The following is an 18,178-nucleotide window of genomic DNA, read 5'->3' on the forward strand; positions in this document are numbered from 1 at the left end:
CATCGACCACGTCGATCCTCCTCATGTTCTGCTTACTCACGACGTGCGACCTCACGTCGCACTGGACCTTGTAGCCGCACCAGAACAGGTCGTCGCCCTTGGCCGCCCACCGCGCGTCGCGGTCATAGGGGGAGGCCAAGCGGCGATGTCCAGGCGGGACACCCTGTGTGTCGGCGTCCCGCTTCACGATCACCTCCCGTCCCCGGCTGTCGGTGGACAGGTAGTAGGTCTGCACCAGCATCTCCCGCAGGAACGCCACCGCGGGGATCTCGCGCAGCCAGCCAGGTGCAGTGGGGGCGGCGACCGCCCGGCACACCGCGAGCGCGTCCTGGCCGAACACCACCGCCAGGCGGTCCCGGGCCGTCTTCGACGACGGCATCGTCCACCCGTTGACCCGCTCGCCGTAGCGGTGCGCCCACTCGTCGACGTCCACGGTGTCGGCCAGCCAGTCCGGCGCCGAGACCGCGAGGGCCTCCAACGCCGCCCGCACGCTTTCCCCGGCCAGCTCGGTCCGGTTCAGATCACGCACCGCGCTGATCACATGGGTGGAATCGGTGCGCGCCTTGCCCCCGGCGCCGATCAGACCCTGGTCACGGCAGGCATCCACGAGCCGGTCGAATACCACCCGTTCCAGGCCATGATCGGCCAGCCGGGTCCGGAACCGGGACAGCACCGTCGGATCGAACCCGGTATCGGTCAGTTCCGCACCGAGGGCGTACTTCCAGTCGATCGCCCGGACCGCCATCCCCGCGGCCTGCCGGTCCGTCAGGTTCTCAGCGAACTGCAGCACCGTGACCAGCGACAACACCGCCGGCGGCAAACCCGGCGCCCCCCTGACCCCGAACGCGCCGGTGAACGGCTCATCGACGAACACCTCGCCCAGCCGATCCCGCAGCCGCATCGCCAACGTCCCCCGCGGGAACGCCGCCCGCGCGACCGCCACGGTCTGCACCGGGATCTCCGGCAGCCCCTTCGGCTGCAACGACATCCGCCCCACCTCCCGCGGCCCACGACACGACCCGAACCGCAGAGGAGATCATGCCGCACCCACGACACCCAGCCGAATTACGCATCAGAGTCGAAATGGTCGGCAAAGCGACAGGAGTCGTGAGCCGGCCAACCAGCGGGACCGGCACACCTCAGAACGCGCTGATCTCCGGGATCACCGGTTGTTGTCGCCGGTCTGCTCGGTGGGAGTGGCTGCCGGGGGTGTGGTGGCGATGCTGGCGAGTGCCTCGCGGATCCGGGCCTCCGTGGCGGTCTTGGTGATGCCCAGGGTGGTCAGCGGACCTTCGCCGTCCTCCACTTCCAGCAGGGCCAGCAGGACGTGCTCGGTGCCGACGAAGGTGTGGTCCAGCCGCAGCGCCTCGCGGAAGGTGAGCTCGAGAGCCTTCTTGGCGGCGGCGTCGAACGGCACCAGGGCGGGGAGGTCGTCGACGCGTGGTGGCAGGGCGGCGGTGACGGCCGCGCGCACGGTGTCGTGGGCCACGCCCTGGGAGGCGATCATGGCCGCGCCGAGGCCGGTGGGGTCGGCGAGCAGGCCGAGGATGAGGTGACCGGGAGTGATCTCGGCGTTGCCGGCGGCGCGGGCCGCGTTCTGGGCGGCGATCACGGCGTTGCGGGCCCGTGGGGTGTAGCGGTTGAAGCCCTGCGAGGGGTCGAGGCTGGCCGGCTCGCCGGGCTCCCGGGGCACGAACCGCTTCTGCGCGGCCTGCTTCGTCACGCCCATGCTGCGGCCGATCTCCGTCCAGGACGCACCGGAGCGGCGGGCCTGGTCGACGAAGTGGCCGATGAGGTGGTCGGCGACGTCGCCGAGGTGGTCGGCGACCAGGACGGCGCCGGAGAGCTGGTTGAGTGCGTCGCTGTGGGTCTTCTTGATCGCGGCGATGAGGTCGTCGAGGCGGACGTCGTTGGTCAGGGTGGTGGGGTCCACAGAGCTCATGTCGTCAACCCTAGGTTGACGATGCAGATCTCGTCAACCTAGGGTTGACGCTTTCGGTCGGGGGTTGATCGGCCCCGGCCGCTGGGCGTCAGTCGGTGGTGCGGCGGCGGTAGAGGGCGACCGCCAGCGGAGCGGTCGCCGCGAGGATCACCGCCGACCACAGCAGGGCGGCGACGACGGGGTGCTGCATCGGCCAGGCGTCCGAGGCGGCGGACGGGTTCGGGTTGCCGAACAACTCCCGCATGGCCGCGGTCAGCGCGCTGACCGGGTTCCACTCGGCGATCGCGCGCACCACCGCCGGCATGCCCGCGGTGGGCACCATCGCGTTGGAGACGATCGCCAGCGGGAACAGCGCGACCAGCGCGACCGACTGGGCGCTCTCCGCCCCCTGGCTGACCAGGCCGAGGCAGGCGGTCGCCCAGGCCAGGGCGTAGCTGAACAGCAGCGGCAGCGCGAGCGCGGCGGCGAACCGGGCCGGTGAGGTGTCCGGCCGCCAGCCGATCGCGAGCCCGGTGAGCAGCACGACCGACATGCAGACCAGTGCCGCGAGCAGGTCGGACAGCGAGCGGCCGACCAACACGGCGGCCCGCCAGATCGGCAGGGTGCGGAACCGGTCGACGGCTCCGGTGCGCAGGTCGTTGCTGAGCCCGACCGCGGTGCCCATCGCCGAGGTGGTGAGGTTCAGCGCGATCAGCCCGGGGATGGCGAAGTCCTGGTAGGAGCCGCCGGTGACGGACACCCCGCTCCCGAGGACGTAGACGAACAGCAGCGTGAACAGCACCGGCTGCACGGTGATGTCGGACAGCGCCAGCGGCTCGCGGGCGACGTGCACGAGGTTGCGCCGGGTCAGCACGGCGACGTCCCGCGCCGCCCCGCGGACGGGGCCCGTGCCGGCACCGCCGGCGGCCGGGCGGGCGACGGTGAGCGTGGACATCAGGCCACCCCCACCGGGTCGCCGGCGCGGTCGGACCCGTCGCTGTCGGTGTCACCGGCCCGTCCGTCGCCGCCCTCACCGGTGCGCGGGGTGGGCGTCCCGGTGAGGGCGAAGAAGACGTCGTCGAGCGACGGCGGGTGCACGGCGACGTCGTCGACGAGGGCGCCGACGGCGTCCAGCGCCCGGATGACCTCGGTGGCCACCCCGGCCCCGGCCCGGACCGCCCCGCGCAGGTGCCGGCCGTCACCGCCGACGTCGACCCGGCCCTCGACGAGCAGACCGAGCGCGGCGGCCGCGTCGGTGTGCGGGCGACTGAGGGTGACCTCGAGGCGGTGCCCGCCGGTCGCGGCCTTCAGCTCCCGGGCGGTGCCGCGGGCGACGAGCCGGCCGTGGTCGATCACGGCGATGCGGTCGGCGAGGGTGTCGACCTCCTCCAGGTACTGGGTGGTCAGCAGGATCGTCGTGCCGGCCGCGACGAGCTCGCGGACCACCTCCCACATCCGCGCCCGGCTGGCCGGGTCGAGCCCGGTCGTCGGCTCGTCGAGGAAGAGCACGGCCGGCTGGCCCACCAGACTGGCCGCGAGGTCCAGGCGGCGGCGCATGCCACCGGAGTAGCCCTTCACGACCCGGTCGGCGGCGTCGGTGAGGCCGAAGCGCTCCAGCAGCTCGTCGGCGCGGGCGGCGGCGTGCCGCCGGCGCAGCCCGCTGAGCTCCGCCACCATCCGCAGGTTGTGCCGGCCGGTCAGCGCCAGGTCGAGCGTCGCGTCCTGCGCCGTCACGCCGATGCGGCGCCGGACCTCGCCCGCCTGGGTGACGACGTCGAACCCGGCGACGGTGGCGTGCCCGGCGTCGGGGCGGACGAGGGTGGTCAGGACGCGCACCGCGGTGCTCTTGCCCGCCCCGTTCGGGCCGAGGACGCCGAGGACCGTGCCCGCGGGAACGCTCAGGTCGACCCCCGCCAGTGCCTGGGTGTCGCCGTAGCGTTTCGTGAGGCCCACGGCCTCGATCATGGTGTCGCCCACGGGAAGCTCCGCTTCTTCAATAACTTGCCGGCAGGTAAGATATTGCTTACCTGCCGCAAGGTAAGCAACATCGCCGAGTCCCGTCAAGTAAGTTCAGGATCATGCCCAGACCGCCCGCCCCCGTCGAAGGCGAGAAGAGCACACGCGAACGGATCCTCGACGTGGCCCTGGAGCTGTTCACCCACGCCGGCTACGAGGCCGTGTCGCTGCGCGAGATCGCGCAGCGGATGAACTTCACGAAGGCGGCCCTCTACTACCACTTCTCCAGCAAGGACGACATCCTGCTGGCGCTGCACCTGCGCCTGCACGAGCTCGGCCGGGCCGGTTTCGAGGATCTCGAGGCGGACCTGGCCGATCCTGACCGCTGGCCGGCCGCGTTCGACCTGATCGTCGCCACGATGCTGGCGAACCGGACGCTGTTCCTGTTCCACCTGCGCAACCACGGCGCGGTGAAGCGGCTGGGACCGCACCACGACAACGCCGAGCACGCCGACCTGCAGGAACGGCTGCGGTCGATCCTCGCCGACGAAACCGTCCCGATCGAGCTGCGGGTGCGGCTGACCTGCGCCCTGGGGGCGATCGCGGGCGGGTTCCTGCTCGGCGGTGAGGTGTTCGCCGGGATGAGCGATGACGACCTCGGCCGGATGGTGCGCGCGGCCGTCGGTGACCTGACCGGTGCTCCGGCCCGCGCCGCGGCCGGCCCGCCCGCTGGCGGTGGGTGAGCACGTCACCGGCGGCGGGTGACCGGCCCGCCTGCGATGATCGTGACCATGAGCACACCGCACCGGCCGCCCGCCAGCCGCCGCGGCTTCCTGGACACGACGCTGCGCCTGACCGCCACCGGGGCCCTGGCCGCGGCCGGCGGCCTGGGGGCCGGCTGCGACGGCTCCACCACCGCTGGCGGTGGCCCGGCCGCGGCGGCGGCGCGCGGAGGTGACGGCTCCGGCGCGCGCCCGCCGCTGACCGGCTCCCCGGGGCCCGTCACCGCGCAGGACCTGGTGGACGTCGACACGCTGTGGAGCTGGGTCGAGCGGATGAACGCGGCCGGTCCGCGCCTGCCCGGCTCCCCGGCGCACCGCGCGTTCATCGACGACCTCGACCGGCAGCTACGCGGCTACGGACTGACCGTCACCCGCCACCCCGCCCGGTTGGAGGAGTGGCTGGCCCGCTCGTGGTCCCTGCGGGTAACCGATGCCCAGGGCGTCACCCGGTCGATCCCGGTGGCCTCCTACCGGCCGCACTCCGGGGAGACCGGCCCGGCCGGCGTCACCGGCCGGCTGATCGACGCCCACGCCGGCGACGAGGCCGCCTACCAGGCCGCAGCCAGGGCGGACACGGCGGGCGGGCTCGGCGGGGCGATCGTCGTCGTCGACGCGCCGATCACCCGGCTGACGGCGTCCGTGCTCGCCGACCTGGCCTACACCGTCCTGCCGCCGCAGGCACGCGCGGACTTCGCCCAGGAGGACTACTCCCGGGTCTGGCTGGGCGTGCCCCCGCCGCCGAGCCTGCCGCTGGCCCGCTCCCACGGCGCTGCCGCGATGATCGAGGTCGTTGACCAGACCCCCGAGTTGGCCGCCGGCCAGTACACCCCGCACCAGCAGGAGCACGCCGGCCTGCCGGCGCTGCGCCTGGACCGCGAGCAGGGCGCCCGGCTGCGGGAGATCCTCGCCCAGGGCCCGGCGACGGCCACGCTCGTCCTGACGGCCAGCCGACGCGAGACCACCGTCGACTACCTGCTGGCCCGCCTTCCCGGCGCCCGCGCCACCACCGCTACCGCCGACGTCACCGCCGACGTCACCGCCGACGTCACCGCCGACGTCACCGGCGCCGGCCCGGCCGGGGAGCGGCCCCGGGCCGTCCTCGTCACCACCCACACCGACGGCCAGAACGCCCTGGAGGAGAACGGCGGCCCGGCACTGCTGGCCCTGGCCGAGTACCTGAGCCGCTACCCGGCCGCCTCCCGGGCCCGGGACCTGCTCTTCCTGTTCTCACCCACGCACATGGCGGCGGACGCCGCGACGGTCAAACCCGACGCCTGGCTGCGCGAGCATCCCGAGATCCTCGCCGAGGTGGACATGGCGCTGGCCGCCGAGCACCTCGGCGCCCTCGGCTGGGACGACCAGGGCGGCACCGCGCCCTACCGGCCCACCGGGCGCAGCGAACCGGTGGCCGTCGCCGTCGGCCACAGTGACACCCTGCGCCGCCTCGCCGAGGAGGAGGTCGAACGCGTCGGGCTGACGCGGGTCGGTATCCAGAAGCCGTTCCAGAACGGCCTGTACGGGGAGGGCACGTTCCCCTACCGGCTGGGCCTGCCCACGGTCGGCATGATCACCGGCCCGACCTATCTGCTGCAGGTGGCGCCGGGCGGCAACCTCGACAGGCTCGACCGGGCGCTGCTGCACCGCCACACGGTGTTCGTGGCCGGGCTGCTCACCCGGATGATGGCCCTGCCCGCAGGCAGGCCGTCCTGAGGGACGCGGCGGCGGGGGAGCAGGCGGCGCGCAGGCTGGCCGTCGGGCGGCCGAGCAGGAAGCCCTGGCCGTAGCCGATCCCGATCTCGCGGACGGCCCGCAGCTCCGCCGCGGTCTCGATGCCCTCGGCGATCACCTGGCTGCCGATCTCCCGGGCGACGCTCACGATCGCCGCGGCCACCGCCTGGCGGGCGGGGTCGACGTCCACCGTATGGGTGATCATGTAGTCGAGCTTGACGATCTCCGGGCGGATGCGGATGAGCTGCTCGAGCCCGGCGTAGCCGGTGCCCATGTCGTCGACGGCGATGCGGGCGCCCAGGGCACGCAGCGCCGCGATGCCGCGCGCGGCCGCCGGGTCGGTGCTGAAATGCTCGTGTTCGGTGATCTCCACGATGACCCGGTGGCAGGCTCGGGACGTCCCGAGCAGCCCCAGCAGGCCGGAGGCGATCGTGGCCGGGGAGGTGTTCAGCGCCAGCGTGATCGGCGGCGGGAGCTCGCGGAGCGCCGTCAGCGCGTGGCGGATCGCGGCCAGCTCCAGCTCCGTGCCCAGTCCGACCTGCCCGGCGACCGCGTACCAGCCCTCCGGGCCGCCGGTCGAGCCCGGGAAGCGCGACAGCGCCTCCACGCCGGCGACGGTGCCGTCACGCAGGTCGATCACCGGCTGGTAGACGATGTCCGGGCCGCCGGCGTCGATGAGGTCGCTGACGACCCGCGAGGCCCGGCTGCGGGACTCCCACGCCCGGCGCAGGTCGATGACCGCGTCGCTGAGGAACGTGGCGAGCAGGCCGACGAACCGGCCGTCGCGGGGGCGCAGCCGGGGATGCGGCTCATGCCCGAGGCAGCCGACGAGACCGTAGACGTCCGCGTCGTTGTCGAAGACCAGCGCGGCGGCGTACGAGCCGACGCCCAGGGTGTCGACCATGCCGGTGCGCTCGAGCCGCTCGTCCCGGCCCGCGTCCGGGATGATGACTGGCTCGGCGTGGCCGGGCACCTGCGGGTGCACGGCGGCCTCCCGGCGGATGGTGCTGCCCGCCCGGACCCCGAACGACGCCGCGTCACCGTCCAGGACCTGCAGGACCAGCCACTGCTCGTCGAGGCGGCCCAGGAAGGCGAGCTCCATCCCGAGGTGGCGGCGCAGCACCCCGAGCAGATCGGCGACCGACGGATCGGCCTCGATCGCCTCGGACTCCGGGCCCAGGGAACGCGGCGGGCCCAGCGGTAACGCGGCACGCACCATCCGGCACCCCCTCGAGCTGCCCTCGCATCCCGCCCCTCCGGGGCAGTGCCTCGGGCGGGCGCCCGGCCTGGACGAGCGGGATGGTGTCCCCCTGGGGCATGCCCGCGGTGGGTGCGCGCACACCAGGTCAGGTCACAGCCACCCGTTGCGACGGAACGCCCGGTGCAGTGACAGGCAGATGGTGGCCATCAGGAGCAGCACCGCCGGGTAGCCCCAGACCTGGCGCAGCTCGGGCATGTGGTCGAAGTTCATGCCGTAGATGCCGGCCAGCGCGGTCGGCACCGCGCCGATCGCCACCCAGGCGCTGATCTTGCGCATGTCCTCGTTCTGGGAGATCGTCACCTGCGTCAGCGTCGCCTGCAGGATCGACGAGAGCAGCTCGTCGAGGTGGGCGATTCGCTGGGTGACCTGCACCAGGTGGTCGAAGACGTCCCGGAAGTGGTCACGCACATGCGGGTCGATCATCGGCAGGGCCGTGTCGGAGAGCATGCGCAGCGGGTTGTTCAGCGGGGCGACGGCGTGCTTGAACTCCAGCACCTCGCGCTTGAGCTGGTAGAGCTTCTCCACCGACGGCCGCGCCGACCGTTCGAACACCGAGGCCTCGGCGGCGTCCACGTCGGCGTCCAGGCGCTCGACGAGGTCCAGGTAGTTGTCGACGATGCCGTCGCACACCGCGTGCAGCACCGCGGACGGCCCGTGCTGGAGCATCTCGGGCCGTCCCTCGAGATCGGCCCGCAGCTTCTCCAGCGCCCCGTGGTTGCCGTGCCGCACCGTCACCACGAAGTCGCTGCCGATGAACACCATCACCTCGCCGGTGACGACGACCTCGGTGTCGGCGGTCAGCTCGTCGTGCTCCACGTAGCAGGCGGTCTTGAGGACCATGAACAGCGTGCTGCCGTACAGTTCGATCTTGGGACGCTGGTGGGCCACCACCGCGTCCTCGACGGCCAGCGCGGGCAGGCCGTAGATCTCGGCGATCGACGCCAGCTCGGTGTCGCTGGGCTCGAACAGGCCCAGCCACGCGAACGCGCCGTGCTGGCGGCGGGCGATGTTCGCCGCGGTCAGCAGGTTCGACCCCTCGGGCACCCGCCTGCCGTCGGCGTACACGTGGCAGGCGACCACCCGCCCGGAGTGCAGCTGCTCCTCGGTCAGCCGAGGGGGCCGCTTGGGCCGCGTCCGCACCAGTGACACCGGGCGGGCGAGCGCGCCGGCGAGCAGATCCCGCAGCGATCCGCCGTCGTGGTCCTCTCCGTGCCCGTGGTGGTGGTCGGGCTCCCGGCCGGGACGGCCACCGCCCGACCCGCCGTCCGCGATACCGGTCACGACGTCCGCTTCCGCACGATGCACCCGCTCCGTCCCCGCCCGCGCCTTACGGGCCCCCGCCCATCCTTGCGGACGGTGGCGGCAGGCCCGCACCCCGCCGGGTGCCGGGGTCGCGGCACCCGGCGGGGCGGGCCCCGGCGACGGTCAGGCCTTCGGGCCGCCGGCGACGTAGAGGATCTGCCCGGAGACGAAGCCGGCGGCCTCGGCGGCGAAGAACGACACCGCGTTCGCGATGTCCTCGACCTCGCCCGGACGGGCCACCGGGATCTTCTCCGCCGCCGCGGCCAGGTAGTCCTCCCAGGCGACACCGATGCGCTGCGCGGTCGCGCGGGTCATCTCACTGACGATGAAGCCCGGCGCGACACAGTTCACGGTGACACCGAACTTGCCCAGCTCGATCGCGAGGGTCTTCGTGAAGCCCTGCAGGCCGGCCTTGGCCGCCGCGTAGTTCGCCTGGCCGCGGTTGCCCAGCGCGGAGATGCTGGACAGGTTGACGATCCGGCCCCACTTCGCCTCGACCATGTACTTCTGGGTGGCCTTCGCCATCAGGAACGAGCCACGCAGGTGGACGCCCATGACCGCGTCCCAGTCGCTCTCGGTGAGCTTGAACAGCAGGTTGTCGCGGGTGATGCCGGCGTTGTTGACCAGCACGGTCGGCGCGCCCAGCTCGGCGGCGATCCGGCTGACCGCGGCGTCGACCGCCGCGGAGTCGGAGACGTCGGCACCCACGGCGAGGGCCTTCCCCCCGGCGGCGGCGATCGCGTCGGCGGTGCCCTTCGCCGCCGACTCCTCCAGGTCGAGCACGGCCACCGCCAGGCCGTCCGTGGCCAGACGCTGCGCGATGGCGGCGCCGATGCCGCGGGCGCCTCCGGTGACAATCGCGACGCGGGATGAGGACTCGGGCACGGGACCGGCTCCTTACAGGACAGGGCCACGCCGGGCGGCGTGACGGTGACGGTCGGCCAGCGCGCCACCCGAGCGGCCGATGGCCACCCGTCGCGCTGCTGCCAACACCGGGCGTAGGGGCACCCGGCGCCTAAAGTCAACCGGGTGGCCGCGCCCGACGCCACCGGTCCGGATCCCTTCGTCCTCGCGATCCGCCGGCAGCGGCGCCACACGCGGCCAGCGGCCTCCGCTCACCACCGCGGAGGACCGCTGTCGGGGCCGTGCGCCGCCATCCCTGTTCTGTGCGCGCTCCCGCTCTGCCTGGTCCCGCTCTGCCTGGTCCCGCTCAGCGTGCGCCGGTTCCGGCCCGCCCGGGGGCGGCCACCACGTCCGCGACCCTGCTCGTGATGGACTCGATCAGCCGCATCGCCTGCAGGACGGACAGATTCAGAACGACCTCGGCGCCGCCATCCGCGGGCAATCGTACTGACACGTCCGCCATGGTTATGCCCTTCGTCGTGCATCAGAAGTGCCTCCTCGGAACCGAGAGGGCACTGCAGACGCTACGAGGAAAACCCGCGGTGACGTCGGGAAAGGTGGGTAGCAGCACGTCCGCGGTCCAGGTGGCGGGCCGGCGCGGCGCGGCGCGGGCAGCCTCCGGCGGCGCCTCGCCACGTAGGGTGCTGGCGTGGCCGCTGCCGGGAAGCCGCAGCAGGCCGGGCTTCGGGTCTCGACGGCGCGCGGGCGCTGGGTGCTGCTCGCGACCGTCCTCGGGTCCGGGATCGCCGCCATCGACGCGACCGCGGTCGGGGTGGCCCTGCCGTCGATCGGCCGTGACTTCGGCGCCGACCTGGCCTCGCTGCAGTGGGTCGTCACCGCCTACGCGGTCACGCTGGCCGGGTTCCTGCTGGTCGGCGGAGCGCTCGGAGATCGCTACGGTCGGCGGCGGGTGTTCCTGATCGGCGCCGGCTGGTTCGCGGTGGCGTCGTTGCTCTGCGGGATCGCTCCCACCGCCCCGGCGCTGGTGGCGGCGCGGGCGCTGCAGGGGATCGGTGCCGCGCTGCTCACGCCGGGTAGTCTCGCCCTGCTCCAGGCCTCGTTCGACCCGGGTGACCGGGCACGCGCGATCGGGGCCTGGTCGGGCCTGTCCGGAGTCGCCACGGCGGTGGGCCCCTTCCTCGGCGGCTGGCTGGTCGAGACGCTCTCCTGGCGGCTGGTCTTCTTCGTCAACCTGCCCCTGGTCGTCGCCGTGATCATCATCGCGGCACGGCACGTGCCCGAGTCGACCGCCGCGGATGCGGCGGGCCGCGTGGATCTGGCCGGTGCGGCGCTCGTGACCGGCGGACTGGTGGGGCTCTCGTACGGGCTGATCGAGGGGCCGGACGCCGGATGGGGGTCCCCGGCCGTGCTCGGCGGCCTGCTGATCGGCGTCCTGCTGCTCGCCGGGTTCGCCGTGGTCGAGCGGCGGGTGGCCGCGCCGATGCTGGACCTCGGCCTGTTCCGGTCCCGGCAGTTCTGTGCCGCCAACCTGGTGACGTTCGTGGTCTACGCGTCCCTGGGCGGGGCACTGTTCCTACTGCCCCTGCAGCTTCAGCAGGTCGCCGGGTACTCGCCCCTGGCGGCGGGCACGGCGTTGCTGCCCCTGACGATCATCATGCTCGCCCTGTCCGCGCGTTCGGGCGCGCTCGCGGAGCGCATCGGGCCGCGGGCGCAGATGACGGCGGGGCCGATCGCCGCCGCCGCCGGGTTCGCGCTGCTCACCCGCGCGGCCGGCGACGGCGGGTACCGGCTCGACGTCCTGCCCGGAGTCCTCGTGCTCGGGCTGGGGCTGGCCACGGTCGTCGCGCCGCTGACGTCGACGGCCCTCGGCGCGGCACCCGTCGAGCACGCCGGTATCGCCTCGGCGGTCAACAACGACGTCGCCCGCACCGCGCAGCTGCTCGCGGTCGCGGTGCTGCCGGCGGCGGCCGGTCTCACCGGCGACGTCTACCTGGACCCGAGCAGGTTCGCCAGCGGTTACCGGGCCGCGCTGTGGATCGCGGCGGTGCTGTGCGCCTGCGGTGGCCTGCTGGCGTGGCTCGGCATCCGCAACCCGGTCCGGGTACGTCCCACCGCGGTGCCGGCGGTGCCGGCGGTGCCGTGCCGACACTGCGGCCTCGACGCGCCGCCGCCGGTCACCGACGCCGCGACCCACCTCTGATCCGTCGACTGGTGCGTCGCGGCTCCCCCTTCGGCCCGCCGGGCGGGACAGATCCGGTGAGGCGGCGGCGCCTGCCGGGATAGGATTCCGCCATCCGGACCACCGCTTCCGTCCACCGGAAGGCCTGGGGTCCGTCGTCCGGAGCCGTGAATGGAGTGCCGCCGTGGCCGATGCGCAGACCCCGCCCGGAGTCGAGATCGTCCGGCCGGACGTGCCCGGTGCCGCCGAGATCCTCACCCCGGCCGCGCTGGCCCTCGTCGCCGACCTGCACCGACGCTTCGGCGCGGCCCGTCGCGACCTCCTCGCCCGCCGCGCCGAGCGGCAGCGGGAGCTCTCCGACGGCACCGACCCGGACTTCCTGCCCGCCACCCGGCACATCCGCGAGGGGCAGTGGCGGGTCGCGCCGCCCGCGCCGGGCCTCGTCGACCGCCGGGTCGAGATCACCGGGCCGACCGACCGCAAGATGACGATCAACGCGCTCAACTCCGGCGCCAAGGTCTGGCTGGCCGACTTCGAGGACGCCAACACCCCGCTGTGGGAGAACATGATCAGCGGGCAGCGCAACCTGCGTGACGCCCTCGACCGCACCATCGACTTCACCAGCCCCGAGGGCAAGGCCTACACCCTCGGTGCCACCGCCACGACGATCGTCGTGCGGCCCCGCGGCTGGCACCTCGACGAGAAGCACCTGCGGGTCGACGGCGAACCGGTCGCCGGCGCCCTCGTCGACTTCGCCCTCTACGCCGTGCACTGCGGCCGCCGCCAGCTCGACGCCGGATCCGGGCCCTACTACTACCTGCCGAAGACCGAGAGCCACCTCGAGGCGCGGCTGTGGAACGACATCTTCACCCACACCGAGGACACGCTCGGCTTCGACCGCGGAGCCATCCGCGCCACCGTGCTCATCGAGACGATCCTCGCCGCCTACGAGATGGAGGAGATCCTCTACGAGCTGCGGGAGCACTGCGGCGGGCTCAACGCCGGCCGCTGGGACTACCTGTTCAGCATCATCAAGAAGTTCCGCGACCGCGGGCCGGCGTTCACCCTGCCCGACCGCAACGCGGTCACGATGGCCGCACCCTTCATGACCGCCTACGCCGAGCTGCTCGTGCGTACCTGCCACCGGCGCGGCGCCCACGCCATCGGCGGCATGGCCGCGTTCATCCCCAGCCGGCGTGACCCGGAGGTCAACGCCACCGCGCTGGCGAGGGTCCGCGAGGACAAGACCCGCGAGGCAGGCATCGGCTTCGACGGCTCCTGGGTCGCGCACCCCGACCTGGTGCCCGTCTGCCGCGAGGTGTTCGACGGCGTGCTCGGCGAGCGCCCCCACCAGCTCGAGCGCACCCGCGAGGACGTCGTCGTCGACGCCGCCGCGCTGATCGACCTCACCACCACCCCGGGCTCCCCGACCCTGGCCGGCCTGCGCAACAACGTCAGCGTGGCCCTGCAGTACCTGCGCGCCTGGCTGGCCGGCTCCGGCGCGGTCGCGATCTTCAACCTGATGGAGGACGCGGCCACCGCGGAGATCGCCCGTTCCCAGATCTGGCAGTGGCTGCACAACGGCATCGTGCTGGTCGACACCGAGCCGGTCGCCGGTGTCGACCCCTCGGCCGGCGCCGGCCCGACCGGTGTGCCGGTGACCCGGGAGCTGGTCGAGAAGGTCGTCGCCGAGGAACTCGACGTTCTGCGCAGCGGGCTGGGGGAGCAGTACGACGCCGACGGGTTCGAACGGGCGCGGGCGCTGTTCGTCGAGGTCGCGCTCGCCGACGACTTCGTCGAGTTCCTCACCGTGCCCGCCTACCAGCGGATGCCTTGACGGACCGGCCGGACCGCCCGGCCCGGCCGGACCAGCCGACGGGGCCAGCGGCGGGGCCGGGGGCGGGGGCGGTGCAGTCGGTCGACCGCGCACTGGCGCTGGTCGAACTGCTGGCCGCCTCCGGCGACGGCGCCGGGCTGGCCGACCTCGCCCGTGCCACCGGCCTGCCGCAGCCCACCGTGCACCGGCTGCTGCGCGCGCTGCACGAACGCGGCTGGGTACGCCAGGACGCCGACCGCCGCTACGCCCCGGGTGCCCGCCTGATCGGGCTGGGCAACGCCGCGCAGAGCCTGCTCGCCACCGGCGCGCAGCCCTACCTGCGGGAGGCGGTGGCGGTGTCGGGGGAGACCGCGAACCTCGCCGTCCTGGAAGCCGACCAGGTCGTGTACGTCGCGCAGGTCGCCTCGCCGCACCGGCTGCGCATGTTCACCGAGGTCGGCAACCGAGCCCCCGCGCACAGCACCGGCGTGGGCAAGGCGATGCTCGCCCACCTGCCCGGGCCGGCCGTGCGGGAGCTGCTCGAGCGCACCGGGCTGCCCCGGCGTACCGCGAGCACGATCACCGACCTGGACGTGTTCACCGCCGAACTCGCCGCCGTTCGTGCCCGGGGCTACGCGACGGACGACGGCGAGGAGGAGCCCGGTGTGCGCTGTGTGGCCTTCCCCCTGACCGACCTGTCCGGCCGGGCGCCCGCCGCGCTGTCGGTGTCCGGCCCCGCCTCCCGGATCGCCGCCGGCGCCGTCGCGGACCTCGCCGCGCGTCTGCTCCCCGTCGCCGCCGCCTGCGGCGACCACCTGCTACGCCGCTGATCCCGCCGCCCCTCCTGTCCCGACCACGAGCAAGATAATCAACGGTGTTGACGGCCCGGCGTCCTCAGTTGTGATCTTGAAACGTGTGTCCGTGTCGGGCTGATCGTAGAAACGCCTGGTTTCCCGGGACCTCGGGTGAGTAAGTCATCCAGACCGATCCTGACGGGCGATGAGACTCGACAGACCCGACAACGGGCAAACCAACAGTCGGCCGGGCACGGCGGGTGCCCGGCCGTATCCCCTGGGGCGAGGCCGTGTGAGACGTCGCTCCGCGGGCGCAGCCGGAGATACCCGCGGCACCGCACCGCTGCGCGGGGTGGCGCTGGGTGCCGCGGCGATCCTCGGCGCCGGTGCGGTGGCGCTCACCGCCGCGCCGGCGGCGACCGGGGCCACCGGGCCGCCGGTGGCCAGCCTGAACCCCGCGCTCGCGTCGTTCGAGACCCAGCCGGTGCGCTGGCATGACTGTCAGATCGGTCCGAACGACGGCGCCGGCGCCGGCCTGGACGCGGCTGGCGCGCAGTGCGCCGAGGTCACCGTCCCCCTCGACTACGCCAACCCGGCTGGCCGGACGCTCACTCTGGGGGTCTCCCGGCTCCGGGCGGCCGACCAGGAGACCCGCCGCGGGCCGTTGATGATCAACCTGGGTGGGCCGGGAGGCAGCGTCGCGGACCTGCTGCCCGAGATCCGCGGGCTGCTCGGCCCGGCAGCCAGTGGCTTCGACCTGATCGGGATGGATCCGCGGTTCGTCGGCCGCAGCGAGGCGCTGGACTGCGGGCCGGCGCTGAACCGGGAATGGGTGCGCGGCGGCGGGCCCGACCAGGACAGCTTCGAACGGGTCGCGGCCACGCAGGCCGCGACCGCGCAGGCATGCGCGGTGCACGCCGACGTCCTGCCGTTCGCCTCGACCCGCAACACCGCGCGCGACATGGACATCGTCCGGGCGGTGCTGGGGGAGCCGACGACGTCCTACCTGGGCTATTCGTACGGCACATACCTGGGCGCGGTGTACATGCAGATGTTCCCCGACCGGGTCGACCGGTTCGTGCTCGACAGCGCGGTGGATCCCACGACGTACAGTCCCCGGCCGCTGCGCGACACCGGGGACCTGCTGGAGGCGGCGCTGCGGGACTGGGCCGGCTGGGCAGCCGGTCACGACGCCCAGTTCGCCCTCGGGACCACCGCCGAGGAGGTGCTGCGCACGGTCGACCGGATCTACGAGGTCGCCGCCCGCCGCCCCCTGACCGTGGACGGGCTCCGCTACGACGCGTCCGACCTCCCGGGCCTGCTCATGGCCGCGCTGGTGGAGGACGGCGAGGAGGCCGCCGCGGTCATGGCGCTGGGGATCCGGGCGTTCGCCGACGCCGCCGACGGCCGCACGCCCGCGGCGAACCCGTACCTCGACGAGTTCCTCGCCGGCGTCGCGACCGGCGGTCCCGACCTGACCGACCTGATCCACCCGCGGGCGGACCGGGCCGAGCGTGCGGGCGGGGATGCGGCCGGGGGAGGCGCGGGGTGGATCAGCGCTCTGCAGAGTGCGCAGCTCGCTGTGATGTGCGGGGATGTACCCGCCTCGCGGATCGCCGGTGACTACCTGGCCGACATCCGCCGGCACCACAAGGCGCAGCCCCACGTGGCCACGGCGATCTGGAACATCACGCCGTGCGCGTTCTGGCCGGTGCGCCCGCTGGAGCCGCCGACCCGGGTCGCGGGTGACGTCCCGGCGCTGGTGGTCGCCGCCGAGCTGGACAACCGGACGCCCTATGCGGGCAGTGTGACGCTGCACCGGGCGCTGACCGCCTCCCGGCTGGTGACGTTGCGCGACGCGCGGGTGCACGGCGTGTTCGGGGGGCGCAGCCCCTGCGTGGACGACGCGGTCGGTGCCTACCTGCGTGACGGACGTCTGCCGCGCGCCGACCTGACCTGCTCCCGCCCACCGGTCCCGCCGGGATCACCACCGGTGTAGTCGATCGCCCTCCGGCGAGCCGGGCCGCCCGGTCGCGGCGGAGCGCCGGGCCGCCCGGCTCGCCGGAGGGCGCAGTCCGATCCACTGTCACAAGATAATCAACAATGTTGACATGTCGACGTGACCCGTATTGATCATGATCGGTATCCGGTGGGGGAGCGAAGCGGTCGGGACTCGGACGGCGAACTTGCCATGTTGGAAAGTTCGAGTCACACTTTCCAACATGGAAAATATGAGGGCGTTGCCCACCCCCGAGGATGCTGCGGCTGCCCTGGCCGGGGCGGAGAGCTTGCGGGCGCAGTTGGCGGGCGGTCTTGGGCTGCCGTCCTTCTTCTACAGCTCGATCGGTGTCACCGTGGCTGCCCAGATCGCCGCGGCCGCCGTCGAGGTCGCCTTCGACACGGGCTGGACCCGACTGCTGGCGATCGCCGGAGCCGCCGTGTTCGCCCTGGCGGCGGGCATCCAGCTGCTCCGGTTCCGGCGGCTCAACGGGGTGCGGATCGCGGGACTCACGAGCCGGGTCGTGCTCGGAACGGGGCGGGCCGCGGCGACCTCGTACGCGTTGGCTCTGGGCGCCGCGTTCTGGGCCGCCCTCGCCGGCCTGTGGTGGCTGGTGGCTGTCTGCGCGTGTGCTGGGGGACTGGCCTACACGGTGAGCGGCCGACGTTGGCTGCGCCGCTACCGCGGAGACCCGGCGACGCACGCTCGTGCCGAGTCGGCCGGGTGGCTGATGGTCATCTCGGCCCTTGCACTGGCCGCGCTGGCGCTGTTGGTGCTGGTCGGCCGCTGATGCCCGAACTGGACGCCACCCTGCACGCACCGGCCCGGCTGCGGCTGATGACCATGCTGACCGCGGTGTCCGAAGCAGAGTTCTCGACCCTTCGCGACAGCCTCGAGGTCAGTGACTCGGTGCTTTCCAAACACGTGGGCGCGCTCGCGTCGCTCGGCTATGTCACGAGCCGCAAGGGCGTGCACGGCGGCCGCCGGACCACGTGGATCTCGCTGACAGCGCCGGGCCGGGCCGCCCTGGGTGCCCACGTCGCCGCCCTGCGAGAGGTCATCGCCGGGGAGCACGGGGAGCACGCCGATCCGGACTGCCGCACTGATGTTCATCCCCGCGCCGACCTCCAGGACGGGGCGGATCCGCTGCGGAACCGGCTGCGTGAGCTGCGGGCCGCGCGGTGCTGGAGCCAGGCGGACCTGGCCGACCGCCTCGACGTGTCCCGGCAGACGGTAGACGCCATCGAGACGGGCCGCTTCGACCCGAGCCTGTCCCTGGCGTTCAGGATCGCCGCCGTGTTCGGGGGCCGGATCGAGGACCTGTTCTTCCTCCCCCAGGCCACCAGCCCCGAGACCTGATCGTCGGGAACCGGTCGAGCGCCGGCAGGACGGTCGCCCGCAGGGCCGTCTGGACCTCCTCGCTTGACGTCCTCCCCCTCGTGAACGAGGGGGATTCCAACTCCTACACACCCGCCAGGGGAGGTGCGCGGTGTTGAGGTTCGCGGTTCACGGGCACGGCCAGCGCCACGCCTCCCCGCGCGGTCACCGCACGTCCTGCGGCGATGTTGCGCGCTGC

At 73.4% G+C, this 18,178-nt stretch carries 16 protein-coding genes; 8 read left to right on the forward strand and 8 right to left on the reverse strand.

Translation table 11 applies throughout. The annotated features are described in order from the left end of the window. From AB1460_RS29935 to AB1460_RS29950, 4 genes are all read right to left on the reverse strand, one after another. Positions 1-988, reverse strand: a 988-nt coding sequence (locus AB1460_RS29935) for a transposase (protein WP_368965437.1), incomplete at its 3' end; no start/stop codon positions are given. A 174-nt stretch (positions 989-1,162) separates the two neighbouring features. After that, positions 1,163-1,942 carry a Clp protease N-terminal domain-containing protein gene (locus tag AB1460_RS29940; RefSeq protein ID WP_368965438.1) on the reverse strand — a complete coding sequence of 260 codons (780 nt, stop codon included), beginning with the start codon at positions 1,940-1,942 and terminating at the stop codon, positions 1,163-1,165. A gap of 88 nt (positions 1,943-2,030) precedes the next feature. Then, entirely contained in the window at positions 2,031-2,876 is an 846-nt protein-coding gene (locus tag AB1460_RS29945) for an ABC transporter permease (protein WP_368965439.1), read from the reverse strand. Next, a complete protein-coding gene (locus AB1460_RS29950) occupies positions 2,876-3,886 on the reverse strand; it encodes an ATP-binding cassette domain-containing protein (RefSeq protein ID WP_420497413.1) in 1,011 nt (336 codons plus the stop codon). Before AB1460_RS29950 ends, AB1460_RS29945 begins: the two co-directional genes overlap by 1 nt. 113 nt (positions 3,887-3,999) lie before the next feature. Between AB1460_RS29950 and AB1460_RS29955 the strand changes: the two genes are divergently transcribed. Then, entirely contained in the window at positions 4,000-4,620 is a 621-nt protein-coding gene (locus AB1460_RS29955) for a TetR/AcrR family transcriptional regulator (protein WP_368965441.1), read from the forward strand. Positions 4,621-4,668: 48 nt separating this feature from the next. Beyond that, entirely contained in the window at positions 4,669-6,369 is a 1,701-nt protein-coding gene (locus AB1460_RS29960; protein WP_368965442.1) for a hypothetical protein, read from the forward strand. On the opposite strand, the gene AB1460_RS29965 is transcribed toward AB1460_RS29960, so the two are convergent. The 4 genes from AB1460_RS29965 to AB1460_RS29980 all read right to left on the reverse strand — a co-directional run bounded on the left by AB1460_RS29965 (position 6,329) and on the right by AB1460_RS29980 (position 10,316). Next, entirely contained in the window at positions 6,329-7,606 is a 1,278-nt protein-coding gene (locus AB1460_RS29965) for an EAL domain-containing protein (protein WP_368965443.1), read from the reverse strand. The two genes, AB1460_RS29960 and AB1460_RS29965, sit on opposite strands and share 41 nt — an antisense overlap. A 132-nt stretch (positions 7,607-7,738) precedes the next feature. After that, positions 7,739-8,953 carry a magnesium and cobalt transport protein CorA gene (locus tag AB1460_RS29970; RefSeq protein ID WP_368965444.1) on the reverse strand — a complete coding sequence of 405 codons (1,215 nt, stop codon included), beginning with the start codon at positions 8,951-8,953 and terminating at the stop codon, positions 7,739-7,741. A gap of 120 nt (positions 8,954-9,073) precedes the next feature. Next, positions 9,074-9,835, reverse strand: a complete 762-nt coding sequence (gene fabG, locus AB1460_RS29975) for a 3-oxoacyl-ACP reductase FabG (RefSeq protein WP_368965445.1) — start codon at positions 9,833-9,835, stop codon at positions 9,074-9,076. Positions 9,836-10,160: 325 nt separating this feature from the next. Further along, positions 10,161-10,316, reverse strand: coding sequence for a hypothetical protein (locus tag AB1460_RS29980; RefSeq protein WP_368965446.1), 156 nt, complete (start codon positions 10,314-10,316; stop codon positions 10,161-10,163). 186 nt (positions 10,317-10,502) lie between these two features. Between AB1460_RS29980 and AB1460_RS29985 the strand changes: the two genes are divergently transcribed. The 6 genes from AB1460_RS29985 (at position 10,503) to AB1460_RS30010 (ending at position 17,961) form a co-directional block, all read left to right on the forward strand. Then, positions 10,503-12,014, forward strand: a complete 1,512-nt coding sequence (locus tag AB1460_RS29985; protein ID WP_368965447.1) for an MFS transporter — start codon at positions 10,503-10,505, stop codon at positions 12,012-12,014. A 163-nt stretch (positions 12,015-12,177) separates the two neighbouring features. Next, positions 12,178-13,830, forward strand: a complete 1,653-nt coding sequence (aceB, locus tag AB1460_RS29990) for a malate synthase A (RefSeq protein ID WP_420497412.1) — start codon at positions 12,178-12,180, stop codon at positions 13,828-13,830. Between the two features lie 71 nt (positions 13,831-13,901). Beyond that, a complete protein-coding gene (locus tag AB1460_RS29995) occupies positions 13,902-14,639 on the forward strand; it encodes an IclR family transcriptional regulator (RefSeq protein WP_368965448.1) in 738 nt (245 codons plus the stop codon). A 256-nt stretch (positions 14,640-14,895) separates the two neighbouring features. Beyond that, positions 14,896-16,602: an alpha/beta hydrolase gene (locus AB1460_RS30000; RefSeq protein ID WP_368965449.1), complete on the forward strand. Its 1,707-nt coding sequence runs from the start codon at positions 14,896-14,898 to the stop codon at positions 16,600-16,602. Between the two features lie 232 nt (positions 16,603-16,834). Beyond that, positions 16,835-17,392: a hypothetical protein gene (locus AB1460_RS30005; RefSeq protein ID WP_368965450.1), complete on the forward strand. Its 558-nt coding sequence runs from the start codon at positions 16,835-16,837 to the stop codon at positions 17,390-17,392. Then, complete coding sequence (locus AB1460_RS30010; RefSeq protein WP_368965451.1) at positions 17,392-17,961, forward strand: transcriptional regulator; 570 nt, start codon at positions 17,392-17,394, stop codon at positions 17,959-17,961. The genes AB1460_RS30005 and AB1460_RS30010 overlap by 1 nt, the downstream gene beginning before the upstream one ends. Positions 17,962-18,178: the final 217 nt, after the last annotated feature.

The organism is Parafrankia sp. FMc2 (assembly GCF_041008525.1).
Classification (GTDB): Bacteria; Actinomycetota; Actinomycetes; order Frankiales; family Frankiaceae; genus Parafrankia.